13 protein-coding genes are annotated in these 19,025 nt (G+C 62.3%); 2 read left to right on the top strand and 11 right to left on the bottom strand.

All coding sequences use genetic code 11. The features are described 5' to 3' along the window. Positions 1 to 36 precede the first annotated feature (36 nt). Both wrbA and ACEVBK_RS06990 read left to right on the top strand, forming a co-directional pair. Positions 37 to 639 carry an NAD(P)H:quinone oxidoreductase gene (gene wrbA, locus ACEVBK_RS06995; RefSeq protein ID WP_375057882.1) on the top strand — a complete coding sequence of 201 codons (603 nt, stop codon included), beginning with the start codon at positions 37 to 39 and terminating at the stop codon, positions 637 to 639. Between the two features lie 636 nt (positions 640 to 1,275). Then, positions 1,276 to 2,220 (top strand): LysR family transcriptional regulator, encoded by a 945-nt coding sequence (locus tag ACEVBK_RS06990; protein ID WP_375057881.1) that lies wholly within the window; start codon positions 1,276 to 1,278, stop codon positions 2,218 to 2,220. Between the two features lie 222 nt (positions 2,221 to 2,442). Here ACEVBK_RS06990 and ACEVBK_RS06985 read toward each other — a convergent pair whose 3' ends face one another. The 11 genes from ACEVBK_RS06985 to ACEVBK_RS06935 form a co-directional block, all read right to left on the bottom strand. After that, on the bottom strand, positions 2,443 to 4,326 hold the full coding sequence (locus tag ACEVBK_RS06985; protein WP_375057880.1) for a propionyl-CoA synthetase: 1,884 nt from the start codon (positions 4,324 to 4,326) through the stop codon (positions 2,443 to 2,445). A 319-nt stretch (positions 4,327 to 4,645) separates the two neighbouring features. Beyond that, positions 4,646 to 6,097: a bifunctional 2-methylcitrate dehydratase/aconitate hydratase gene (locus tag ACEVBK_RS06980; protein WP_375057879.1), complete on the bottom strand. Its 1,452-nt coding sequence runs from the start codon at positions 6,095 to 6,097 to the stop codon at positions 4,646 to 4,648. A 258-nt stretch (positions 6,098 to 6,355) separates the two neighbouring features. Then, positions 6,356 to 7,468 (bottom strand): 2-methylcitrate synthase, encoded by a 1,113-nt coding sequence (gene prpC / locus ACEVBK_RS06975; RefSeq protein WP_375057878.1) that lies wholly within the window; start codon positions 7,466 to 7,468, stop codon positions 6,356 to 6,358. After that, positions 7,465 to 8,337 carry a methylisocitrate lyase gene (gene prpB, locus ACEVBK_RS06970; protein WP_375057876.1) on the bottom strand — a complete coding sequence of 291 codons (873 nt, stop codon included), beginning with the start codon at positions 8,335 to 8,337 and terminating at the stop codon, positions 7,465 to 7,467. Before prpB ends, prpC begins: the two co-directional genes overlap by 4 nt. Beyond that, positions 8,334 to 8,981: a GntR family transcriptional regulator gene (locus ACEVBK_RS06965; protein WP_375057875.1), complete on the bottom strand. Its 648-nt coding sequence runs from the start codon at positions 8,979 to 8,981 to the stop codon at positions 8,334 to 8,336. The genes prpB and ACEVBK_RS06965 overlap by 4 nt, the downstream gene beginning before the upstream one ends. A 301-nt stretch (positions 8,982 to 9,282) precedes the next feature. Next, the gene (locus ACEVBK_RS06960) at positions 9,283 to 11,184 is read right to left on the bottom strand and encodes a putative bifunctional diguanylate cyclase/phosphodiesterase (protein ID WP_375057874.1); all 1,902 of its coding nucleotides are present in this window, start codon (positions 11,182 to 11,184) and stop codon (positions 9,283 to 9,285) included. A gap of 2 nt (positions 11,185 to 11,186) precedes the next feature. Next, on the bottom strand, positions 11,187 to 11,723 hold the full coding sequence (locus tag ACEVBK_RS06955; protein ID WP_375057873.1) for a hypothetical protein: 537 nt from the start codon (positions 11,721 to 11,723) through the stop codon (positions 11,187 to 11,189). 205 nt (positions 11,724 to 11,928) lie between these two features. Further along, on the bottom strand, positions 11,929 to 15,363 hold the full coding sequence (locus tag ACEVBK_RS06950; RefSeq protein WP_375057872.1) for a mechanosensitive ion channel domain-containing protein: 3,435 nt from the start codon (positions 15,361 to 15,363) through the stop codon (positions 11,929 to 11,931). 156 nt (positions 15,364 to 15,519) lie between these two features. Then, a complete protein-coding gene (locus ACEVBK_RS06945; protein ID WP_375057871.1) occupies positions 15,520 to 17,463 on the bottom strand; it encodes a bifunctional metallophosphatase/5'-nucleotidase in 1,944 nt (647 codons plus the stop codon). A gap of 100 nt (positions 17,464 to 17,563) precedes the next feature. Next, the gene (gene purU / locus ACEVBK_RS06940) at positions 17,564 to 18,433 is read right to left on the bottom strand and encodes a formyltetrahydrofolate deformylase (RefSeq protein WP_375057870.1); all 870 of its coding nucleotides are present in this window, start codon (positions 18,431 to 18,433) and stop codon (positions 17,564 to 17,566) included. Between the two features lie 87 nt (positions 18,434 to 18,520). After that, on the bottom strand, positions 18,521 to 19,003 hold the full coding sequence (locus tag ACEVBK_RS06935; protein ID WP_375057869.1) for a GNAT family N-acetyltransferase: 483 nt from the start codon (positions 19,001 to 19,003) through the stop codon (positions 18,521 to 18,523). Between the last annotated feature and the right edge of the window lie 22 nt (positions 19,004 to 19,025).

Genomic DNA, 19,025 nt, shown 5'->3' with positions numbered 1-19,025 from the left:
CGCACATTTTTAATTATATTTAAGTGAGATAACACAATGACGACAAAAGTACTGGTTCTATATTATTCAAGCTATGGCCATGTTGAAACAATGGCGCACGCTGTGGCAGAAGGGGCAAAGAGTGTCAGTGATGTCCAGGTCGACATTAAGCGCGTCCCCGAGCTGGTGCCAGAAGAGATTGCGAAGAAATCCGGTATTCAGCTGGATCAGCAGGCACCTATTGCCGAGCCAAATGAGCTGGCGAACTACGATGCCATTATTTTTGGTACGCCGACCCGCTTCGGTAACATGGCTGCCCAGATGCGTAACTTCCTCGACCAAACCGGTGGGCTGTGGTTTGAGAAGAAGCTGATCGGTAAAATCGGCAGCGTATTTACCTCAACGGGCACCGGCGGCGGCAATGAAACCACCTTGCAGTCATTCCATACGACGCTGTTTCACCATGGCATGGTGGTGGTTGGCCTGCCTTACTCTGCCTCCGAACTGACCGACCTATCGGAAGTCAAAGGTGGCTCTCCGCTGGGGGCGGCGTGCATCGCCGGCGGTGACGGCTCACGTCAGCCTTCGTCCAAGGAGCTGTCAATGGCACAATTCCAAGGCCAGCATGTGGCTAAGCTGGCCAAGAAAATCAGCCAGTAATCCTAACCGACCCAGGATGGCGGCCGCTTGTCAAAAAGGCGGCCAGCCAGCCCCTCTTGCCCTTCCCCTGTAACAGGAAGGAGGCATTCCCGGACGCAATCACAATGTTGCTGCAGGCTGTCAGTCCCAGCGCGCCGCCATATGCCGCCCCCTGAGCCACGGCGCGCCTCGGTACCGAGGCGGTATTGAGCTTACTTATCAGCGCCGCGAACTACGTTGAGTCTGCCAGTTTTTCCTCCCTTGTGTTATCGGCCATCGAATTCGTTTTTAAATAACTGTTCCGAATGGTAGATCACTACCGACAGCGACAGGGTTTCGCTAAGCCGACCCTCCGCGCCAGGGATGGCGCGGCGGAGCCCCCAGGGATGGGCTCACGGCGTGTCTGCGTACGGTGCCCGGTCGATGTAGCACTATTAGGATCAGTTATTTAAAGTATGCTCCCGCCCTGTGGGCACAGCCACGTTGGTCAGGGTGATACTGAATACTCATGCTTTTTCCCTTCCATGATGCCTTTCTTTCCATGTTTGGACGACATCGGATGCCGTGGCTGTATAGATAGAGTTCACAATTTAATTTTTATTCATTGTGTTGATAATCATTAAGTTGCACTATAGCTTGGCTTTAAGTAAATATTCCGTGAATAAAAAGAAACATATTGAAAGTTGGTTGGTTAAAGGGATATCACTCATGTCAGCGCGCGTAACCTTAGAAATGTGGCGGGCTTTTATTGCGATTGCAGAGCAGGGCAGCGCGATGAAAGCGGCTCAGAAATTAAACAAAAGCCAGTCCGCCCTGTGCCACAGCATCAAGAAAATGGAATCGTTGCTGGGGCATTCATTGTTTATTGTCGAAGGCCGAAGATCCACGCTGACGGACCTTGGTCACAGTCTGTTGCCTCGGGCACAAAGTTTACATAATAATGCAACCCAGATTGAAACGCTGGCCTCGAAATACCAGGGGAAGCTGATGACAGAAATCAATGTGGCAGTGGATGTGCTGCTGCCATTTGACTTTATCCGGGACGTTTTTGAACGCTTTTATCAGGTCTATCCAACTGTTTCTATACGGGTATTCGAAACCTCTCTGTCCGGGGCTGAACAGTTGATGGAGTCTGGCAGCGTGTCGCTGGCAATTGCCAGCCGCCTCCCCAAAGAAACCGTGCTGGAACCCTTGGCCGAGATCGAACTGCTCTGCGTGTGCGCCCCTTCATTTCCACTGGCAACCGAAACACAGGTGTTTCAACCGGAACTGAAACGTTACCGCCAGGTGGTGATCCGTGATTCAGGTAACCAGAACCTTGATAGCGGTTGGCTGGGATCACACCAGCGGCTGACGGTCAGCAGCCTGACGGCAGCGTTGGAGTCTGTCGAGCAGGGGCTGGGGTTCGGCTGGTTACCGATGCACAGTATTGCCGAGAAAATGGCGTGTGGTGGTTTGGTACCTGTTGATCTGACGAAGGGGAAAAGGCGGGTCGTCAGGCTTCAACTGGGCATGAGTGCGGATCAGGCCCATGTTGGTGAGGTGAATACACTGTTTGACCTGTTTAACCAGCTGAAACCCGCTGAGATTGAGCTTGCGTAAGTGAATGGAGGCTCTCTCCGGCTGAAGGTGTCTGCAGACACTGCAGGCCTTGGAGGGCTTTTTGATTGTCCCTTTATCTTGGTACTGGTGATAGTAAACCGGACAGTCCGGCTTGACCGGGAAGTGACTATCGCCCGGTCGGCAAACGGAGTGGGATGGCGGGGAGTGGAGTGGCGCGGCTGACATTCCCACGCCAGGCGTGGGAATGAGGTAACGAACAGGCTAGCGGCGTGTCTGCAATACCCGGGCGATATCCTCCAGGCTGGCAGGATCCTCTATGGTGGAGGGCACGGCCCAGGTTTCGCCGTCGGCCATCTGGCGGATCACCCGGCGCAGGATCTTGCCGGAGCGGGTCTTGGGCAGGCGGCCGACCACCAGGGCGGTCTTGAAGCAGGCCAACGGGCCGATGCGCTCGCGCACCAGGGCGACCAGTTCATCGACTATCTGCCCGGGCGGGGTATGTACCCCGTCCTTGAGCACCACCAGCCCCAGGGGCTGCTGGCCCTTGAGCTCGTCCTGCACTCCCACCACGGCACATTCCGCCACCGCCGGGTGGCCGGCCAGCACCTCCTCCATTTCGCCGGTAGAGAGCCGGTGGCCGGCCACGTTGATGACGTCGTCCATGCGTCCCATCACGAACACATAGCCGTCCTCGTCCAGGTAGCCGCCGTCGCCGGACACATAGTAACCGGGAAAGGGATTGAGATAGCCCGCACGGTAGCGGTCGTGGTTGCGCCAGATGGTGGTGAGGCAACCGGGCGGCAGCGGCTCGCGCAGGGCGATCAGTCCCTGGGTGTTGGCCGGCACCGGCTGGCCCGCCTCGTCCAGCACTTCCAGGTTGAAGCCCGGCACCGGCAGGGTGGCGGAGCCCGGCTTGATGGGATGGGGCTCCAGGCCGATGGGGTTGGCGGCGATGGGCCAGCCGGTTTCGGTCTGCCACCAGTTGTCGGTGACCGGCCTGCCGGTGTGCGCCATCACCCACTCGAGGGTGGGCGGATCCAGCCGTTCCCCGGCCATATAGATATGGCGCAGCCTTGCCATGGGGTAGCACCGCACGCTCTCGCCGGTGGGATCTTCCTTCTTGATGGCGCGAAAGGCGGTGGGCGCCGAGAACAGCACGCTCGCCCCGTATTCGTCGCACAGCCGCCAGAAGGCGCCCGGGTCCGGGGTTTTCACCGGCTTGCCCTCGTAGAGGATGCTGGTGCAGCCCCGCAACAGGGGGCCGTAGACGATATAGGAATGGCCCACCACCCAGCCCACGTCCGAGGCGGTGAACATCACCTCACCCGGCTTGAGATCGAACACCGCTTCCATGCTGAAGTGCAGCGCCACGGCGTAGCCGCCGGTGTCGCGCACCACTCCTTTCGGCCGGCCCGTGGTACCCGAGGTGTAGAGGATATAGAGCGGATCCGTGGCCAGCACGGGCACGCAAGGGTGCGGCTCGGCCCGGGCGAGCAGGGCCTGCCAGTCCAGATCCCGCTCTTCAACAAGCGTCGCCTCGCACCTGGGCCGTTGCAGCACCACCACCTGCTCCGGCTTCCAGCGGCTGTCCATCACCGCCTTGTCGACCATGGGCTTGTAGGGGATCACCCGGTTCACTTCGATGCCGCAGGAGGCGGTGAGCAACACCTTAGGCTCGGCGTCCTCGATGCGCACCGCCAGCTCGTGGGCGGCGAAGCCGCCGAACACCACCGAATGCACGGCGCCCAGCCGGGCACAGGCCAGCATGGCCATGGCGGCCTCGGGGATCATCGGCATATAGATGACCACCCGATCGCCCCTGGTCACCCCCAGCCCGGCCAGCATGCCGGCGATTTTGGCCACTTCGTTACGCAGGGAAAGATAGCTGTAGCGGGCCTTCTGGCCGGTGACCGGCGAGTCGTAGACAAGGGCGGTGTCGCCGCCGCGCCCGGCCTCGATATGATGATCGAGCGCCATATGGCAGATATTGAGTTTACCGTCGACGAACCAGCGGGCGATACCGCTGTCGTCCCTGGCCATTATGGTCTCGGGAAAGCGGAACCAGTCGAGCTTTTCCGCCTGCTCGCGCCAGAACTGTTCCGGTTGTTGTCGTGCCGAATCGTGGTAGTGCCGGTAGGTAGACATCGATGTCCTCCTGTAAGCAAGATGGCGCCGGCCCCTCCCCTGAGCCGGCGGTGGATTGTTTTTCCGTATTCGAGGCGGGGTTTGTTCGTCATTCCAGCGGGCCAACCGCCGTTATCCGCCTGTGCCCACCCGGCCCTGGATCCCCGCCTTCGCGGGGATGACGGGGAATGAGCGGGGATGACGGGGAATGAGCGGGGATGACGGAAGAGACGCGAGTACGGCGAGGGATATGCGGAGATGGCGAAGGATGCTTAGTCTCCCGTCCCCAGTCCCCAGTCCCCAGTCCCCAGTCCCCAGTCCCCAGTCCCAGCCATTATCTTCAGTTGATCACAAACAGCTCCATAAACTCATGCACCGGGGTGGCTTCGAGGCGCTGCTGATCCAGGCAGAGCTCCATGATCTGCCGGCAACGGCCCAGGGGGAAACGGGTCTGCAGGTTGCGCAGGAACTTACGCTCCAGCACCGGGATACCCTCGGCCCGGCGGCGGCGGTGGCCGATGGGATATTCCACCTCTACCTTGTCGGTACTGGTGCCGTCCTTGAAGAACACCTGGATGGCGTTGGCAATGGCCCTCTTGTCGGCTTCCAGGTACTCGGCGCTGTAACGCGGCTCTTCCACTATTTCCATCTTGTCGCGCAGGGCATCGATACGGCTGTCGCCCCGATGGAAGTCGTCCTCATAGTGTTCGGCCACCAGATCGCCGTACAGCAGGGGTACCGCTATCATGTACTGCAGGCAGTGATCCCGGTCCGCCGGGTTGGCCAGATCCCCCACCTTGGAGATGATGCGAATGGCAGATTCATGGGTGGTGACCTGGATGCGATCGATATCGTTGATCCTGTCCTTCACCTGGCCGTGCAGGCGCACCGCGCACTCCACCGCGGTCTGGGCGTGAAACTCGGCCGGGAAACTGATTTTGAACAGCACGTTTTCCATCACATAGCTGGCGAAGGGCTGGTTGACCCTGAAGCTCTCGCCCTTGAACAGCACGTCGTAATAACCCCACTTGGGTGCGGTCAGCACCGAGGGCAGGCCCATCTCGCCTTTCATGGTGATCATGGCCAGGCGCACCGCCCGGGCGGTGGCGTCCCCCGCCGCCCAGGACTTGCGCGAGCCGGCGTTGGGGGCGTGACGGTAGGTGCGCAGCGAACAGCCGTCCACCCAGGCCTGGGACAGGGCGTCGATGATCTGCTCCCGGCTGCCGCCGAGCATTTTGGTGACCACGGCGGTGGAGGCCACCCGCACCAGCAGCACGTGATCCAGCCCCACCCGGTTGAAGCTGTTTTCCAGCGCCAGCACGCCCTGGATCTCGTGGGCCTTGATCATGGCGGTGAGCACCTCACGCATGGTGAGCGGCGCCTTGCCCTGGGATACCGTCACCCGGCTCAGGTAGTCGGCGGTGGCCAGGATGCCGCCCAGGTTGTCGGAGGGATGGCCCCACTCGGCGGCGAGCCAGGTGTCGTTGAAGTCGAGCCAGCGGATGATGCAGCCGATATTGAAGGCGGCGGTCACCGGATCCAGCTCGTGGGAAGTGCCGGGCACCCGGGCGCCGTGCCGCACCGTGGTGCCCGGCACTGTTGGCCCCAGGTGCTTGGTGCACTCGGGAAAGCGCAGCGCCAGCAGGCCGCAGCCCAGGGTGTCGATCAGGCAGTTGCGGGCGGTGTTGTAGGCCTCGGCGGAGTCGATCTCGGTGTTGGCCACATAGTCGGCGATGGTGACCAGCAGCTGATCCGGATCGGGTCTTTGGTTCAGGTCGAAATTGGCGCTCATTTTTTGTTCCTTTAACTCTGCAATTGATTAATGTCGGTTGTCTGTACACAGCAAACATCGGCCAAAGCGCACTGCTCTGCTCCTCCGGCACGCCGTGAATCCGTCCCTGGAGGCCCCGCCGCCCGTCACATGCCGGGGATGGCATGTGCGAGCGTACAGGGATGTATTTACAGCGTGTCGGCGGAGGTAGCCCTGTTGCCTCTTCCCTGCGTTAAACCAGACAGCTGGATGGTGACCAAGAGTTGGACTTCCAGCCGTTCAGCGCTGCGCTATCGGCACCCACTGCTGGTGGCCCGGGCCCACATAGTCGGCGCTGGGGCGGATGATGCGGTTATGGGCGCGCTGCTCCATGATGTGCGCGGTCCAGCCGGTGACCCGGCTCAGCACGAAGATGGGGGTGAACAACTTGGTGGGAATGCCCATGAAGTGATAGGCACTGGCGTGGTAGAAGTCGGCGTTGGCGAACAGCTTCTTCTCCCGCCACATCACCTCTTCCACCCGCTCGGACACCGGGTAGAGCACCCGGTCGCCCACCGCCTGACCCAACTGCTTGGCCCAGGGCTTGATGATGGCGTTGCGCGGGTCCTTTTCCTTGTATACGGCGTGGCCGAAGCCCATCACCTTATCCTTGCGTGCCAGCATGGCCAGCAGCTCCCGTTCGGCCTCGTCCGGGCTGCTCCACTGCTCGATCATCGCCATGGCCGCCTCGTTGGCGCCGCCGTGCAGGGGGCCGCGCAGGGTACCGATGGCGGCGGTCACCGCCGAGTGCAGATCGGTGAGGGTGGAAGCGCACACCCGGGCGGCAAAGGTGGAGGCGTTGAACTCGTGCTCGGCATAAAGGATCAGCGAGCAGTGCATCACCTTCACGTCCAGTTCCGGCGGGGCCGTGCCACGCAGCATGTGCAGGAAGTGGCCACCGATGCTGTCATCTTCGAGGGCGGTGTCGATGCGTACCCCGTCGTGGGCGTAGCGGTACCAGTAGCAGATCATCGAGGGCAACAGCGCCAGCAGCCGCTCGGCCGCCTCTTGCTGATCGCTGAACTTGTGCTCGGTTTCCAGGTTGCCGAGCATGGAGCAGCCGGTGCGCAGCACATCCATGGGGTGGGCCGAGGCCGGGATCTGCTCGAGCACGGTGCGCAGCGCCGCCGGCAGGCCACGGTTGGCGCGCAGCCGGGCCTTGAAGGCGGGCAGCTCGCCCTGATTGGGCAGGTAGCCCTTGAGCAGCAGGAAGGCGACTTCCTCGAACTGGGCCTTGGCGGCCAGATCCTCGATATCAAAGCCCCGGTAAGTCAGGCCGGAGCCGGTCTTGCCCACGGTACAGAGGGCAGTCTGGCCGGCGCTCTGGCCGCGCAGTCCTTCGGCATTACTCATTTGTGCTCTCCTTTGGCAAACAGTGCATCCAGTTTGGCTTCGTAATGGTGGTAACCCAGGGTCTGGTATAGCTGCTCCCGGGTCTGCATCAGTTCCACCACTTCCCGCTGGTGGCCATCATTCAGGATATGGCGGTACAGGGTGTCGGCGGCCCGGCTCATGGCGCGGAAGGCCGACAAGGGGTAAAGCACCATGGCCACCCCGGTATCGGCCAGTTCCCGCTGGCTGAACAGCGGCGTCTTGCCGAACTCGGTGATATTGGCCAGCACCGGCACTCCGACGGCATCGCAGAAGGCGCGGTACTGGTCCAGGTTTTCCATTGCCTCGGGGAAGATCATGTCGGCGCCGGCCTCCACACAGGCCAGGGCCCGGTCCACGGCGCTGCTCATGCCCTCCACCGCCAGGGCATCGGTACGGGCCATGACGGCGAAGCGGGCATCAACACGGGCGTCCACCGCCGCCTTGACCCGGTCCACCATCTCCGCCTGGGAAACGATGGCCTTGTTGGGCCGGTGACCGCAGCGCTTCTGTGCCACCTGATCCTCGATATGGATGGCCGCCACTCCGGCCCGCTCCATTTCCCTGACGGTGCGGGCGATATTGAAGGCGCCGCCGAAGCCGGTGTCCACATCCACCAGCAGCGGCAGTTCGCTGGCGGCGGTGATGCGCCGGGCATCCTCCAGCACGTCGTTCAGGCTGGTGATGCCCAGATCAGGCAGGCCGAAGGAGGCGTTGGCCACCCCGGCCCCCGAAAGATACAGGGCCTGGTGCCCGACCTGCTCGGCCTGCATGGCGCTGTAGGCGTTGACGGCGCCGACGATGGCCAGCGGCCGGGATGCCGCTATGGCCTCGAACAAACTGTGTTTCATTGAATTTCCTCCTGGAATTGGGCCAACAGATGGCGACGACTGCGGGCCACGTGACGACGCATCAACAGTTCGGCCAGCTCGCCGTCGCCCTGGATCACGGCATTCAGGATCTGGCGATGTTCGAGCAGGGCGAGCCGGGGGTCGGAGTGACGGTAAGAAAGGCGGTGGCGGTACATGCGCAACAGCTGGTACAGCTCATCGCACAGCAGGCCGACCAGCATCCGGTTGTGGCTGGCCTTGAACAGCAGGTAGTGGAAGTCCTCTTCTCCCTGCTGGCGCAGATAGACTTCCTGGCTGTCGACAAATTTCTGGTGCTCGTCCAGCAGCCGGGTCAGGGACTCGGCTTCTTCCCGGCTGATGCTGGCGGCGGCCAGGCGGCAGGCCATGCCTTCGAGCGCCTCGCGCACCGCGAACAGTTCGGTCAGGCCCTCGGGGGTAAGCTGCACCACCCGGGCGCCCTGGCGCGGCAGGCGCTCCACCAGGCCGAGGCCTTCCAGGCGCAGCAAGGCCTCACGCACCGAGCCCCGGCCCACGGCATAGCGGCGGGCCAGCTCCGGCTCGGACAGCTTGGTGCCGGGGGTGAGTTCGCCGCTGACCACGGCTTCCACCAGGCGGGGCGTCAGATCTTCACTGAGTACGGACATAACTTTGTCGACACTTGAATTTCACATAACTAAAAATTAGCAGATTTTTAGCGCACTGAAACAAAAGTTGTCGACAAATTTCACAAAGAGGGACACTGCGCACATTTCAACCAAAGTCGTATTGCGTGAGGCGTGAGGCGTGAGGCGTGAGGCGTGAGGCGTGAGGCGTGAGGCGTGAGGCGTGAGGCGTGAGGCGTGAGGCGTGAGGGAGCATAGCCGGCGCTTTAGCCACCGGGCAAAGAATGCTGAATCTGGAGCGCAGTTCACACCCTGGCATAACGGCTGCCGAGGGCTCGCGCACTCAAACGGACAGGGAATAGGGCCGGCCGTCCCGGATCAGCCAGTCGGCCACCGCCTCCGCCGGCATGGGTTTGGCAAGCCAGTAGCCCTGGCCCAGCTGGCAGCCCAGTTGCTGCAACCGCTGCTGCTGTTCGGGCAGTTCTATCCCTTCGGCGGTCACCGACATCTCCAGGCTCTGGGCCAGGGTGACAATGGTTTTGACCAGGTTGAAGGCACGGGAGTCTGTCGACAGATCGGCGACGAAGGATTTATCGATTTTGAGCTTGTTGACCGGCAACTGGCGCAGGTGACTGAAAGAGGAATAGCCGGTGCCGAAGTCATCCAGGGCAATTTCCACCCCGATCCGGCGCAGCTCGCGCAGGGTATCGAGGGAGCCGGCGGTATCCCACAGGCTGGTATCTTCGGTGATCTCCAACACCAGGGCCGCGGCACTGATGCCGGTTTCCCGCAAGGTCCGCTCCACCGTAGCCGCCAGTTGACCACTCATGAAAATGCTGGGGCTGATATTAACGTTGATCTTGAGCCAGCCGAAGCCCGCCAGCTGCCATTGGCGCAACTGCCGGCAAGCCTGATACAGCACCCATTCATTGAGCCGGGGGGCCAGACCGTGGTGTTCGGCCACCACGATCAGCTCCAGCGGGCTGACGGCACCATACTCCGAAGATTGCCAGCGCAACAGCGCCTCAAGGGACTCGATGCGGCCGGTGTCCAGGTGGAAAATGGGTTGGTAATGGAGGCTCAGCTCATTCTTCTCCATCGCCGCCTGCAGTGCCACCGCCAGCTTCTGCCGGCGCAACCGCCGTTCATCCATGCCCGGTTCGAACAACTGCACCGCACCCCGGCTCTGGTTCTTGGCATGGTACATGGCGGTGTCCGCATGACTCAGCAGCTCGGGCATGGTCGTCCCGTGGTTCGGGTACAGGCTGGTGCCGATGCAGGCCAACGGCGACAGGCAACCGTCATTGAGCCGCACTTCCCGCGATAACGACTGCCAGAGGTGCAGGGCCATCTGCTCCGCCTCGACGGGATCGGCCAGCCGCTGCTGTATCACCACGAACTCATCGCCGCCGAGCCGGGCGACCTGGCCCTGATCGCCGATGGCCTGGCGCAGGCGGGAAGCGATCACCCGCAGCAACCGGTCCCCCACCTCATGACCCAGGCTGTCGTTGATGGCCTTGAAACCGTTTAAATCCACCATGTGCAGTGCCAGCGGCCGACCGTCCTTGTGGGCCCTCGCCATGGCCTTTCCCATCAGTTGGTAGAAAAACATGCGGTTGGGCAGGCCGGTCAGCATGTCGTGGTAGGCCAGGTAGCGGTTGCTCCGGTTTTCCCGCAGCAGCAGCCATAGCATCAGGCCGCCGCTAAGCAGCAGGCCGGCCAGATACAGCATGGAGCGAATACGGATATCCTGGATGATATTGAGCTGGTGCCAGACATTGGCGCCGGAAAAACTGTCGACATTGACCTCCCGGGCCAGGTCACGGTACGGGACCAGTTCCTGCTGCAACTGAATAATGGCGGCCCGGTCGGCAGCGGTCAGCGCATAGACCCGCCCTTCCCACTGCTCCAGTTGCTCGTGGAACAGCTGCAACATCGGCAACACGCCGGGCTGCTCCCGCATCGGCTGGCTCTCCTCCCCCTGCAGCAGCACCTCGATCCGGCTCCACAACAGCTCGAAGCGCAACTGAAGGTTGGCTTCATCATTGGTGCCGGCCATCAGTTCGGTGAGGGCATGATCAAACTTCAGCGACTCCGTTTCCAGCTCGGAGCTGGCCCAGCCGACGGCCTTGATGGTGGCCGATACATACTGCACCACATCCAGATCCCGGTTATAGCTGTACAGCGAGCTGAAGCCGAACAACAGCGCCACGATGGTCAGCAGGAGTAGCTTGAGCTTGTTCACAATCAGCGGATATCCAGGGTTCTGAGTTGCCACACCATCATTTCGTGATGCTGCTTGGTATTGAATTCAGGATAGTCCGAGAGTGGCAATAGTATCCAGATTGGGCCTTTGTCACGAATTTTAAGGGCCTCCCCGTCCCGATGCGTCACCAGCAGCAGTGGGTAGGCGCCGGCGACCGCCATATCAATATCTGCATGATACTGGTTCAGGGCCACGGCCCTGATCTGTTCATGATCATCCACCTCCAGCCGCTCCAGCAGGTCCTGCAGCAAGACCCCGCGGTAGTGATGCACCTGGGTCGTCCAGGGCGTCAGGGTATCGAATTCGTGCTGGGGCAATTGCTCCAGCATGGCCAGGTCAAAGTCAGCCCTGTTATCGGCGTTGGTCACGCCTACCTTGCCGGTCACGCTGAGCAATACCTGTCCGGTCGGCGACGGCAGGGCATCGGCCCGGGCCACGCCACTCAGGCATGCCATCAGGCAGAGGCAATGAAGGGGGCGAGCCATGAGCCCCCGAAAAAACGACATATGCGCTAACATCCTGCGACTCCTTCCAGTAAGGGACTCATAAGAGCTTAGATAATGATTCCCAGTTTAACAGCACGCCATGGGCGGCTCAGCAGGTTAAAGAAGTAAAAAATCGAAGTCGAGCCCATCGGGATGACACGGCCGACGTTCCTCTTGCCGGCCCATTTCCAGCGACGAACGGTGACGGCCCGCCGGTATTGCCGGCGGGCCGAGCCCTTCAGGCCGGCTTGCTCCCGCCCCCCCCATTTCCCGCTCTCCGGGGCAGATCCCGGATATGCAAATCCACCTGGGGAAAGGCGATTTCGATGCCTGCCTCGCGGAAGGCCTTGAGGATGGCGAAGTGCAGCTCGCTGATGGTGACATTGCGGTCCTTCATCTTGTCCACGTAGGCGCGCAGCTCGAAGTTGAGGGCGCTGTCGCCAAACAGGGTAAAGAGCACCGTGGGGGCCGGATCCTCCAGGGTCAGGGGATGGGCCAGCGCGATCTGCTCCAGTAATTCCTTGACCTTATCCACGTCGGCGTCGTAACTCACCCCCACCTTGATCACGATACGGGTCACGTTGTCGGACAGGGTCCAGTTGATCAGCCGTTCGGTGATAAAGGCCTTGTTCGGTACCACGATTTCCCGGTTGTCCCAGTCGATGATGGTGGTGGCACGGGTACGGATCCGCGCCACGGTGCCGCTGTATTCCCCGATGGTAATGGTGTCGCCCACCCGTACCGGACGTTCGAACAGCATGATGATACCCGACACAAAGTTGGCCACCACTTCCTGCAGACCGAAACCCAGGCCCAGGGTCAGCGCCGCCACCATCCACTGCAGCTCGCTCCAGCGCAGGCCGAGCAGGGAAAACACGGTGATCACCGCCATCACCGCCAGGGTGTAGCGCAACAAAGTGGTCACGGTGTAACTGTGGGCCGCGTCCATCAGGCTGCCGCGGGCCAGCAGAATCTCCACCAGGCCGGGCAAGTTGCGGGAAGCCAGCAGGTAGACGCCACCGAGGAAGATGGCCAGCAGGAAGTCCTGCAGGCTGACCGCACTCAGCACTTCGGCATCCCCCACCGTGATGGTACGGGACCAGAGCGTGACTCCGTCGAGCCAGGTCAGGGCCGGCAGCACCTCGGCCCACACCCAGAGCAACGCCACCACCAGGGCGGTGGCGGTCGCGGTGCGCAGCAGGGTACGGGTTTGCTGGTTGATGTGCTCCATGCTGAGGTGAGGGTCGGGCAGCTCGACGTTGCCTTCGGCGGAACCGTTTTCCTCTTCCTCCGCCTCCCTCGCCTTCTGCTCTCTTCTGCGCAGCAGCAGCAGATGCACCTCACTCAGGATCAGGGCCCGGGCCGCCAGGCTGTAGGCCAGCCAGACCAGGCCCAGCACCACCAGGCCGTCGATAAAACGGGGCAGCAGTTCGGCCACGGTAAGCAGGTAGCCGCTCAGGATCAACACGCCCATCGTCGCGAACAGCAGGCTCATGCCGAGTCGCAGCAGCCGCCGCTTGTGCTCGCTGAGGAAACCGGGCTCCTGCCTGGGCGGCGGGGCCAACAGCAGCCAGGTGGCCAGGCCGTTCACCAGGGTGCTCAGCAGCAGACTGATGCGGCCGAATACGTCGTAAACTCCCTCGTCCGGGTGGGCGAAGCTCAGGGACAGCAACAGGACGAACAGCAGCTGCGACGGCAGGAACCAGGACAGCACGGTGCGCAGCCGCGTCATCAGCAGGGGATGCCAGTCGAAATGCACCCTGCCCAGCCCTCCCTTGCGGGTGAAGGACAGGAACAGATGCCCGACCAGCCACCACAGGGCGATGCTGCGCAGGGTAACGGACAGCACCTCCACCGCCGGATCCGACTCGGACAGCCCCGCCGGCTTCAGGGAGGCGGCCAGTAGCAAGAGCGGTACCGGCAGCACCCGCAGCAGGCTCCAGCCAATGGCCTTGAAGGTCAGGTTGATGTTATCGGTGTAGCGATGGGAGCATTGCTCCGCGATCTGCTCAAGATGCGCCCGGCTGTTGCGCCCCCACCAGGTCAGCAGGCCCGCCAGCGTCACTACCAGTGCCGTTCCCAGCGGATTGGCCACCACCACCAGCCACAGCACCGCCACCAGTGAGCGCCAGTTACCCGGGGTAAGCAGGCTCAGCAGGGCGTCGGGTATCCGTTTCAGCCAGTCCTGGTCGATCACCGAGTGGCTGGGCCACCACAGCAGGCTTTCGCTCAGGGTCTGATCCAGCTCCGTCACCAGTCGGTTCACCTCCCGCAGCCGCACCTCGTTCTGGCGCAACTGTTCGCTGAGCTGATCTTCCGCCTGCAGTTGCAGCGTCAGGATCTGGGATTTTATCCGACGCAGTTCGCTCAGGGCCGGATCATCGGTCAGCAGCGGCGGCTGTGCCTCCAGCTCCCTGAGCTGGTCCCGCAGGGAAATGCTGCGCAGCCGGGTTTGGGACAGCTCCCGTTCCAGCTCCCGCAGGGAGAAACGGGATTCCTTGTATTCGTTGAGCCGGCGCTTCTCGTCCAGGAACTGCACTCCCAGTGCCTCGGTCAGGCCGCCGATGTCGAGCCGTTCGCGAATGCTGCCCAGGGTCTGGGCCAGCCGGGTTTCCCGCTGGCCGTAGTCATCCCGCTGTGCCTGCAATACCCGCAACTGCTCATAGGCGGCGGCCACCCCATCGATATTGCCGCGCAATGCTTCCAGTTCGGAGGAAAAACGGCTGGTAACCTCAGGTTCGCGTTCGGTCAACTGGTGCAGTTCGATGCTGAGTGCCCGCAGTTCGGCGGAAGAGCGCTGGTCGAATTCGGCCCCCAATACTTGCAGGTGCAGGCCGAGCAGTTGATCCGCCAGGCCCAGGGCCTGGATTTCCAGCCGCAGCAGTTCCATCCGCACCGGAATGGTTCTGGCATCGAGCTCGGCGGCCAGCAGCCGGGCCTGCTGCTGCCGCAGGCTCGCCTGTTTTAGTTGCTCCACCGCCTCGGCCAGTTCGGGCCGCTCTTCCACCGCCGTCGGCATCGACATCTCCTCCGCCGACTGGCGCCGGAGTTCCTCCAGGCTCTGCTGCTGGCCGCGCAACTGTTCTTCGAGCCGGGCATGAGCCTGTTGCTTCTGATCCAATTCCCCCAGCAGGCGACTGCGACGGAGATTGTACTCGCCGATATCGCTCTCGATGCGGGTAAGGGAGATCTCCTGATCGCCGAAGTCGGTGAGCAGGCGGCCGAGCTCATCCAGCTGCTGCAGGGCCTCGCTCAGGCGCTCATCGAAGTTCCGAGCCAGTTCAACCCGCTCCAGGGCCCCATTGAGCCGGGCCGTGGCGCTTTTATCATGCTCCAGCACCAGTTGCCAGACCTGGCGCTCCTCTTCGGACAGGGCTTCGTTTTCCAACTGCTGGCCGGCCCCGGTAGACAGCTCCTCATTCAGCCAGGCCTGGGCCTCGGTGTCATCGATGACGGCGACATCCTCGGCCAGTTGTTCGCGGCCCTGTGCCAACGCCGCGCGCAGCTCGGGTAATTGCCGTGTCAGCATCAGGGCGGCCGTGCTCGGATCGGCCCTTTGGTTCTGGGCCTGGTTCTGACTCTGGGCCTGGGCCTGGGCGGCCATCCCCCACCACAGCAACACACAAAACAACCATCCGGCAACACCAAAACCGGCGATATCGGAACGACGCATAGGCAGTCACACTCAAGACAAAAACAAGCTTGATAATACGTCAAGAACAGCGGGCTCGGCGAGCCCTGGAATGGACCAGAACGTTGGGATTGGGAATTGGGGATAGAAGACCGGAACCGGGGACCGGATAGTCCCCAGTCCCGGTTCCGGCTCCGGTCAGAGTCGGTTAAGGGTCACGCCGGACTCGGGCAGAGCGGTCAGCACCGGTCGCTGGCTGCGTACATAATCGACGAAGGCCTGGGCGTCGGTGTTGCAGCGCACCCCCTGGGCCTTGCAGTCCAACGGCTGATTGATGTAATGCACCTGTACCCGGCCGCCGTCGGTCTTGCTGAGGCGGGCCACCGGGAAGGCCGCCAGCCGGCCGTTGACGAAGGCCAGATCCAGCCGGTCGGTCAGCACCTGCTGGGACTCATAGAGCGTGTTCCAGCCGTCGTTGCCGGAGGCGTTGTAGCTGGTCATCACCACCTGGTAACTGGCTTGCGGGTCGAGCCGCTGCCACTGGCCGTCGCGCCGGACCTCGATGCGGCCGAGGAAGCCTCTGTCCTTGCCGGTTTCATCGAACTGGTAGCGCAGGCCCGCCACATAAGGGAACTTGCCGGTGTGGGCCCCCTCGGGCAGGGACGCGTTAATGGTCTCCAGCAACAGGCCCGCCACCTGACGACCGGTGAGGGAGACGATGCTCATGGCATTGGAGAAAGGCAGCAGTTCCAGGGTGACATGGCCTTCCTTGAGCTCACCGGGTTCCAGACTGTTGCGTACGCCGCCGGCGCCGACCAGGGCGAAATCGGCGTGCCGACCGGTGACCGCCCGCACTTCGGGGGTGTTGGCCCAGTACAACTGGCTGGCCGCTACCAGGGGAGCCACCTGGGAGCCCTGGCCGTCCACCGGCATCCGCACATGCCTGAGCTCGGCGGGCACATGGCCGATCACCTGGCCATAGGCCTGGTCCAGGGCCGGTTTGTAGGTCTCATCGATATGGGCGCGCAGGGCCGGGTCTTCCGCCACGATGGCGATATTGGGCTGGGTCTCGATATAGGCGGCCGCCCGCTCGGCATCCTGGCCGGCCAGGCGGTGCTGTTCGGCCCGGCGGATGTCGCGGAAGAAGGCGTTGTCGGACAGCAGGGTATTGCCGCCCTCACAGTGCAGCAGCTGGCCGTCGGGGGTCAGGGTCACGTCCACCCGGCCCATGGCCTGGGCATACTGGCCGGCCTGCACCACGCAGGTCTTGCCGCGGCCATCCTGGTTGGTGAACACCTGGGCATAGGGTTCATTCTGCTCCCAACCCAGGTTGCGGAAATCACCGAGCAGGCTGTGGGAGTGGCCGCCCACGATCAGATCGATGCCGTTCACTTCTCTCGCCAGGCGCTGATCCCGTTCCAGCCCCAGGTGGGTGATGGCGATGATGTTCTTCACCCCCATCTCGCGCAGGTGGCGCACGGTGCGCTGGGCCCCCTGGACTTCCCGCTCAAAAATCAGTTCGCCCACGTTGGGGGCGATATCGGGCATGTCTTCCAGCACTACCCCCATTACCGCCACCACGGGCCGGCGGCCGGCGTCCTTCATGGTCTCGACCCGACGCTTCCTGTTGCCGTCGAAGGCGTAAAGCACATAGGGCTTGAGGTTGCCAACCTCGGCCAGGTGCGGATCCCGGCTGGTGTCCAGGTTGGCGGCCAGCACCGGGAACTCGACGCCCTCGATAAAGGCGGCCAGGCGTTCGTTGTTGAGATCGAACTCGTGGTTACCCAACGCCATGGCGTCGAGCTGCATCCGGCTCAACACGTCGGCGTTCATGGTACCCTGGTTGAGCTTGAAGTAACCGGTGCCCTGCCAGGCATCGCCGCCGTGCAGGAACAGCAGCGGCTGATTGGCCGCCGCCGCCTGCTCGCGCAGGGCGTTGGCATGGCTCAGCAGGCGGGGATGGCCGCCCAAACGGGTAAACAGGGCCCGGTTGTCCAGCTCCAGCCGTGCATCGGTGGCATCGAAATGGGAATGGGTGTCGTTGATATGGGCCACGGTCAGGGTAAAGGGCTGATCCGGCTGCTGGCTGGCGCAACCCGCCAAGGCCAGGGCCAGTACCCCGGCCACTATGCTTTTATTCATGGATGGATAAACTCCGTTTATTGATCAATGTTGTGCTCTTTGGTTCTGCGAGGTTGGTCGACTGGAGTCGACCCTACGGCTGCTGTCTCTGTCGTAGGGCTCAACTGGTAAAGACCACCGTCTTGCCGTTGTGCAGGAACACCCGGCGTTCGATATGGTACTGCACCGCCCGGGCCAGGGTGATGCATTCGATGTCCCGCCCCTTGGCAATCAACTGCTCCGGGTAATGGCTGTGATCCACCACTTCCACCCCCTGGGTGATGATGGGACCCTCGTCCAGATCATTGTTGATGTAATGGGCGGTGGCCCCCACCAGCTTGACGCCCTTGTCGTAGGCCTGGTGATAGGGTTTGGCACCCTTGAAACCGGGCAGCAGGGAGTGATGAATATTGATGGCCTTGCCATTGAGCGCTTCGCACATGGCCGGGCTCAATACCTGCATGTAACGCGCCAGCACCACCAGGTCCGCTTCGCACTCCCCGATGATACCGAGCACCTGGGCCTCCTGCTCGGTGCGGTTATCGTCGCTTACCGGCAGGTGATAATAGGGAATATGGTGCCAGTCGGCCAGGCGCTGCAGATCCGGGTGGTTGGAGATGATAGCCGGGATTTCGATGGCCAGTTGGCCGGTGCGATAGCGATAGAGCAGATCGTTGAGGCAGTGATCGAATTTCGACACCATGATCACCACGTTGGGCCGGTGGCGGGTGGAGGTCAGTTCCCACTGCATGTCGAACGGCTCGGCCCGGGGCCGGAAGCCGGCCCGAAAACCCTCTTCGTCGAAAGCGGGCTCCCGGGGCGGACGGAACTCGGCCCGGATAAAGAAATGCTCGCTGATGACGTCATCGAAGGTCTGCATTTCCACCACGTAACAGCCCTGCTCACGCAGGTAGCGGGTCACCACATCCACGGTACCCAGGCTGCCCAGGCAATGGGCGGTCAGATAATAGGTGTCTTTCGGCTTGGCCACTAGTGCTCTCCCTACCCCAAATAAATGATCTGCCCCTCGCGGGGCAGGCCGCTATTTTGCGGTAATCCGCGCCATTGTGCCAGCGGCTCAGGCGACGGGGGGAGCCAGCGGCTTCTCCATCATAAAACGGGTAAATGCATGGCCGCCCCGACTGACCTGTTGCTGGGTCACCAGCCGGAAGCCGCGCTGCTCGAATACCGGTCGGGACAACAGGCTGGCGTCGGTATGCAGCAGGCCGACCCCGCGCCTTTGTGCCTCCCGTTCGATATCGGCACAGAGCCGGCCGGCCAGGCCCCGGCCGGTATGTCCGGCCAGCACGTAGAGCAGGGCCAGGTGATCGTCCGGGTAAAGGGTGGCGAAAGCCACCGGTATCTGCTGGAAGGCCATGACCCGGGTGTAGCCGTCCCGGATCAGGGCCTTGAATTCATCAGCATACAGGTAGGGAAACGATGCCCACACCGAGACCTGCTCATCGCTGTAGCCCTGGTGCCCTTGTGCCATCACCGCGTCGTGGTAGATAAGCTCCAGGCTGCTGAGATCGGTCTCTTGATAGTCTCTGATCAGGTACATGGCGGCTCCGAGGGGATGATCG

The sequence above is a fragment of the Zobellella sp. DQSA1 genome (assembly GCF_041950555.1).
GTDB lineage: Bacteria > Pseudomonadota > Gammaproteobacteria > Enterobacterales > Aeromonadaceae > Oceanimonas.
The sequence above is the reverse complement of the archived record's forward strand: the minus strand, read 5'-3'. Positions and strand labels throughout refer to the sequence as shown.

Coding starts and splice junctions, on each gene's coding strand:
- ACEVBK_RS06945 (WP_375057871.1), bottom strand. CDS start 17,463: ATGAATAAAAGCATAGTGGCCGGGGTACTGGCCCTGGCCTTGGCGGGT.
- ACEVBK_RS06980 (WP_375057879.1), bottom strand. CDS start 6,097: ATGAGCGCCAATTTCGACCTGAACCAAAGACCCGATCCGGATCAGCTG.
- wrbA (WP_375057882.1), top strand. CDS start 37: ATGACGACAAAAGTACTGGTTCTATATTATTCAAGCTATGGCCATGTT.
- ACEVBK_RS06985 (WP_375057880.1), bottom strand. CDS start 4,326: ATGTCTACCTACCGGCACTACCACGATTCGGCACGACAACAACCGGAA.
- ACEVBK_RS06955 (WP_375057873.1), bottom strand. CDS start 11,723: ATGTTAGCGCATATGTCGTTTTTTCGGGGGCTCATGGCTCGCCCCCTT.
- ACEVBK_RS06965 (WP_375057875.1), bottom strand. CDS start 8,981: ATGTCCGTACTCAGTGAAGATCTGACGCCCCGCCTGGTGGAAGCCGTG.
- prpB (WP_375057876.1), bottom strand. CDS start 8,337: ATGAAACACAGTTTGTTCGAGGCCATAGCGGCATCCCGGCCGCTGGCC.
- prpC (WP_375057878.1), bottom strand. CDS start 7,468: ATGAGTAATGCCGAAGGACTGCGCGGCCAGAGCGCCGGCCAGACTGCC.
- ACEVBK_RS06935 (WP_375057869.1), bottom strand. CDS start 19,003: ATGTACCTGATCAGAGACTATCAAGAGACCGATCTCAGCAGCCTGGAG.
- ACEVBK_RS06950 (WP_375057872.1), bottom strand. CDS start 15,363: ATGCGTCGTTCCGATATCGCCGGTTTTGGTGTTGCCGGATGGTTGTTT.